At 66.4% G+C, this 5,463-nt stretch carries 4 protein-coding genes; 3 read left to right on the top strand and 1 reads right to left on the bottom strand.

Annotated elements, in window-relative coordinates:
* Positions 1–1,744, top strand: a 1,744-nt coding sequence (locus tag EN745_RS29085) for a class I tRNA ligase family protein (RefSeq protein WP_127422827.1), incomplete at its 5' end; no start/stop codon positions are given.
* Between the two features lie 249 nt (positions 1,745–1,993).
* Positions 1,994–2,668: a hypothetical protein gene (locus EN745_RS29080; protein WP_126055119.1), complete on the top strand. Its 675-nt coding sequence runs from the start codon at positions 1,994–1,996 to the stop codon at positions 2,666–2,668.
* Positions 2,669–2,749: 81 nt separating this feature from the next.
* On the opposite strand, the gene EN745_RS29075 is transcribed toward EN745_RS29080, so the two are convergent.
* Positions 2,750–3,202: a nucleoside deaminase gene (locus EN745_RS29075; protein WP_127422826.1), complete on the bottom strand. Its 453-nt coding sequence runs from the start codon at positions 3,200–3,202 to the stop codon at positions 2,750–2,752.
* A gap of 180 nt (positions 3,203–3,382) precedes the next feature.
* On the opposite strand from EN745_RS29075, the gene EN745_RS29070 reads away from it, so the two are divergent.
* Positions 3,383–5,434 carry a pseudouridine synthase gene (locus tag EN745_RS29070; protein WP_127422825.1) on the top strand — a complete coding sequence of 684 codons (2,052 nt, stop codon included), beginning with the start codon at positions 3,383–3,385 and terminating at the stop codon, positions 5,432–5,434.
* Positions 5,435–5,463 lie beyond the last annotated feature (29 nt).

The raw sequence follows: 5,463 nt of genomic DNA, 5'->3' as shown, positions 1-5,463 counted from the left end.
CTTCGGTCCGGACCGCGAAGGTGGGGCAGCGCGCGTCATCGACGACAATGGCAAGAAGGGCAACGCCAACCAGGCCGTCATCGAGGAACTGATCAAGCGCAACGCGCTGTTCGCGCGCGGCCGCCTGAAGCATTCCTATCCGCACTCCTGGCGATCCAAAAAACCCATCATCTTCCGCAACACGCCGCAATGGTTCGTCTACATGGACAAGGACCTCGGCGACGGCACGACGCTACGCAGCCGCGCGCTGAAGGCGATCGACGACACCCGCTTCGTGCCATCCGCCGGCCAGAACCGCATCCGCGCCATGATCGAGGAGCGCCCCGACTGGGTGCTATCGCGCCAGCGCGCCTGGGGCGTGCCGATCGCCGTCTTCGCCGACGTGGACGGCAACGTGCTGAAGGACGAGGCGGTTAACCAGCGCATCATGGAGGCCTTCGAGGCCGAGGGCGCCGACGCCTGGTTCGCGCCCGGCGCCAAGGAGCGCTTCCTCGGCAATCACGATGCCGCGAAATGGCATCAGGTGATGGACATCCTCGATGTCTGGTTCGATTCGGGCTCGACGCATGTCTTCACGCTGGAGGACCGTCCGGATCTCAAATGGCCGGCCGACGTCTATCTCGAAGGCTCCGACCAGCATCGCGGCTGGTTCCACTCCTCGCTGCTCGAAAGCTGCGCCACCCGGGGCAGGGCGCCATACGACACCGTCGTCACCCATGGCTTCACCATGGATGAAGAGGGGCGGAAAATGTCGAAGTCGCTCGGCAACACCGTGGTGCCGCAGGACGTCATCAAACAGTCCGGCGCCGATATCCTCCGGCTCTGGGTGGTGACGACCGACTATTGGGAAGACCAGCGCCTCGGCAAGAACGTGCTGCAGACCAATATCGACGCCTACCGCAAGCTCAGGAACACCATCCGCTGGATGCTGGGCACGCTTGCCCACGACGATGGCGAGGACGTTCCGCTGGATGAGATGCCGGAACTGGAGCGGCTGATGCTGCACCGGCTGTCCGAGCTCGACGAAGTGGTGCGCCAGGGCTACGACGCCTTCGAGTTCAAGCGCATCACGCGCGCTTTGCTCGACTTCATGGTGGTCGAGCTCTCGGCATTCTACTTCGACATCCGCAAGGACGCGCTCTATTGCGACGGGCCATCGAGCCTGCGCCGCAAAGCGGCTGTGCAGGTCGTGCGTCACCTCTTCGAATGCCTGGTGAAGTGGCTGTCGCCGATGCTGCCCTTCACGATGGAAGAGGCCTGGCTCGATCGTCACCCGGATGCCGTCTCGGTGCATCTCGACCAGTTCCCGGTCATTCCGCAAAACTGGCGCAACGAGGCGCTGGCCGAGAAATGGCGCAAGGTCCGGCAGGTGCGCCGCGTCGTCACCGGCGCGCTGGAGATCGCGCGCGCCGAGAAACTGATCGGCTCCTCGCTGGAGGCCGTGCCGGTCGTGAGCCTCGACGATGCCGCGCTGGAAGCGGCGATATCGGATGTCGATATGGCCGAGATGGCGATCACCAGCGATCTCGTCATCGCCAAAGGCAAGGCGCCGGACGGCGCGTTCACGCTGGACGACGTCAAGGGCGTGGCGGTGGTGGTCGAGAAGGCCGAGGACCGCGGGCTCGTTAAGTGCGCGCGGTCGTGGCGCTACACGGCCGATGTCGGGCAGGACGGGGCATTCCCCGATGTTTCGGCCAGGGATGCGGCCGTGCTGCATGAACTGAAAGCGCTTGGGCGGCTTTAGGTGCATGTCGCCCAAAAGTGTGCCGCGGTTTTGGGAAAACGACATGCACCCAATCAAATAAGTGCACAAATGCCACGCCGGGCAATGCAAATCCGCCGGCGCGTTGCCCTTAACGGGTGGTTGAGGTAAACACGCGAAACTCCGGACGACAAATTGTCGCCGGATTTCCGTCGCAAGTGCATCGTCGATGGGGACCGGATCTTTTGGCCGGTGGCGATTGAGAGGCTGTCTAGTGTGGGACTTTTTGGCATGACCGAGAGAATCTGTGTGCGCGCCGCACTGCTGGCGCCGCTGGTCGCATCCGGACTTGCCTTGTCGGGCTGCATGAGCTCGCCCACCTACGGCACCGACAAGACCGCCGGCGAACAGCTTGCCGGCGACCTTTCCAGCGCCTTTTCGATCGCGCCGAAGCGCAAGGATCCGATCGACTACAAGCCGCGTCCCGATCTGGTGAAGCCGGCGCCGGGTCAAAAGGAAAACCTGCCGCCGCCGCAGGAGAGCATCGAGACGGCGAGCGCCGATTGGCCCGAATCGCCGGAGCAGCGCCGCGCCCGCCTGCGCGCCGACGCCACCGCCCACCAGGACGATCCGTCCTATCAGTCGCAGATCGTCGACGACGTGCAGACCGATCCGACCGCGGTGAAGAAGGCGTTGGCGGACTCGGCTTCGAGCCATCCGCCGCGCTGGTCGCCGGAGGACTCCGACAAGGGCCGCGCCGCCGAGATCCAGCGTCGCATGGCAGAGGGCAAGCAGGGCGACCCGAACACCCGCAAATATCTCAGCGAGCCGCCGCTGGCCTATCGCGTCGCAGCCGGCACAGCGCCGCAGGGCGAACTCGGCGAGGACGAGTACAAGAAGGAACGCCGCCTCAAGAAGGAGGCGGCCGCCAAGAGCAAGAGCGGCGGCTGGTTCGACTGGTGGTAAGGTTTCGGCGCATCGCTGCACAACGACAGCGGTAGCTATCTTTCGCGCCTCCTCGGTCCCGCCATCGTCCAAAAATCGTGGCTAGACCTCGCGCCGCTCGCGGAAAAAATCCTTGAGAATGAGCGATGCCTCGCTCTCGCCCATGCCCGCATAGATGTCCGGCGCGTGGTGGCAGGTCGGCGAGGCGAAGAAGCGCACACCGTTGACCACCGCGCCGCCCTTCTCGTCGACGGCGCCGAAATAAAGCCGGCGCAGCCTCGCGAAGGAGATGGCGCCCGCGCACATGGCGCAGGGCTCCAGCGTCACATAGAGATCGTGGCCGGTGAGCCGCTCGCTGGCGAGCTTTTCGCAGGCCTGGCGGATCGCTAGCATCTCGGCATGCGCCGTCGGGTCGGCAAGCTCGCGGGTGCGGTTGCCGGCTCTTGCCACGACGATGCCGCGGCTGGCGATGACCGCGCCCACCGGCACTTCTCCGCGCTGCGCGGCGGCTGCCGCCTCCTCAAGCGCCAATGCCATGAAATCCGGCCGCTTCACGCGGTTTCCATTCCGATTATCTCCTCGCCACCCGACAGCGATCCTGTTATCTAGCGCCTAACCTCGAAAATCGGACTCGGTTTTCGGAAACGATCATGCGCCAAATCAAAGTGCTACAGCGTCCTTTGCGCGCCCGAAAGGATGCGCCACGCTGTAGCAGCGCAAACAGGCAAAGGCCACATGGACGACAACGACAAGAAATTCCGGGCTAAAAAGGGTCCGGTCAGGGGCGGTCCGAAAGCCGCGGGGTCGCGCAGCCGCGACGGCGCCGCCAGCAAAGGCGGCAAGCCGTCCTTCGGCGCCAAGAAGCCCTACGCGCCGCGTGGCGACCGGCCGATGGCCGCCGAAGGCGAGCGGCCAAAGCGCAATTTCAAAAGCGGCGACCGGCCTCGTGAGGCTGGTGTGGCGCGGGCGGAAAAGCCGTTCCGCAAGGCGCCGCGTCCCGAAGGCAAGCCCTTCGAGAAGCGCGACGGACCGCGCAAGCCCTATGCGCCGCGTGGTGATCGGCCGATGGCAGCGGACGGTGAGCGGCCGGCGCGCGACTTTAAGCGCGAATACTTGCCGCGTGAGGCGAGCGAGGGCGCTGGCCCGCGCGGCGAAAAGCCGTTCCGCAAGGGACCGCGCCCCGAGGGCAAGCCTTATGAGAAGGGACCGCGCAAGCCCTACGCCCCGCGCGGCGACCGGCCGATGGCCGCGTCAGGCGAGGGCGGCGAAAAACGTTTCGAACGGCCCAAGCGTGATTTTGGCGACCACCCGAAGCGAGATTTCGCGGACCGTCCGAAACGCGACTTCGCGGATCGTCCCAAGCGCGACTTCAGCGATCGCCCCAAGCGTGACTTTGGCGAGCGGCCGCAAGGCGCATCAGGCGGCGGCTTCAAGCCTCGCCCGCGTCCCGCCGAAGCCGCTGAGGAAGCCGGCGAGCGCATCGCCAAGCGGCTTGCCCGCGCCGGCCTGGCCTCGCGCCGCGACGCCGAGGAACTGATCGCCGCCGGCCGCGTCAAGGTCAACGGCAAGGTGCTGTCCTCGCCGGCCTTCAACGTCATGCCCGACGACATCGTCCATCTCGACGGCATGGAAATCCCCAAGATCGAGCGCACTCGGCTGTTCCTGTTCCACAAGCCGGCCGGCGTCGTCACCACCAACCGCGATCCCGAGGGCCGCAAGACCGTCTTCGACGTGCTGCCGGCCGAACTGCCGCGGCTGATGACCATCGGTCGCCTCGACATCAACACCGAAGGGCTGCTGCTGCTCACCAATGACGGCGGCCTGTCGCGCGTGCTCGAATTGCCGGCCACCGGTTGGCTCAGGCGCTACCGCGTGCGCGTCCACGGCAAGGTCGAGGAAAGCGCGCTCGCGGGCTTGCGCGAAGGCATCGCCGTCGACGGCGTCTTCTATGGCGCGATCGAAGCCAGCCTCGACCGCGAACAGGGCACCAATGCCTGGCTGACGATCGGCCTGCGCGAAGGCAAGAACCGCGAGGTCAAGAACATCCTGGGCGCGCTCGGCCTCGAGGTGACGCGGCTGATCCGCATTTCCTACGGGCCGTTCCAGCTCGAGGATCTGCCGGAGGGCCATGTGCTGGAGATCAAGGGCCGCGTGCTGCGTGAGCAGCTCGGCGAGCGCCTGATCGAGGAATCCGGCGCCAATTTCGATGCCGAGATTGCAAAACCCTTCTCCAACAGGCCGGTGCGCCGCACCGAGCCGCGCCGCGAAGGGGCCGAACCGCCGAAATTCTCTCGCGACGGCGACCGCCGGCCGATCGGCGAGGGCGGCCTGATCAAGGCGCGCAAGCGCCGCGAGGGCAGCCGCGACGAGGCGCTGGGCAAGCTTTCGACCAAGCCCGACCGGGCGTTCGGCGAGCGCGGCGCGAAGCCGGAGCGTTCCGGCTTCGGCGACAAACCTCGTGGCGGTTTTGGCGACAAGCCCCGTTTCGGCGGCAAGAAGGCCGAACGCGATCAGCGGCCGATCGAGCCGCCCGGTCAGCGCAAGGCGAATGTCTGGATGGCGCCAGGCGCGCGTCCGATCGGCAAGGGCAGGGCGGAGGCCGATGCGGCCAAGGCGGCCGACGCCAAGGCGCGCAAGGCCTCGTTCAAGCCGGCATATGGCAAGCCTGGCGGCAAGCCAGGTGGCGCCAAGCCGTACGGCAAGCCGCGAGGCGACCGGCCGGAAGGCGGCGGCAGGCCTGGTGGTGACAGGCCACGTGGTGGCCCCAAGGGTTCCCGCACCAGATGAGGATCGTCGGTGGTGAGTTTCGCGGGCGT

It is taken from the genome of Mesorhizobium sp. M4A.F.Ca.ET.022.05.2.1 (genome assembly GCF_003998845.1).
Classification (GTDB): Bacteria; Pseudomonadota; Alphaproteobacteria; order Rhizobiales; family Rhizobiaceae; genus Mesorhizobium.
Note: the sequence above shows the minus strand (reverse complement) of the source record. Positions and strands in the feature narration are given on the sequence as shown.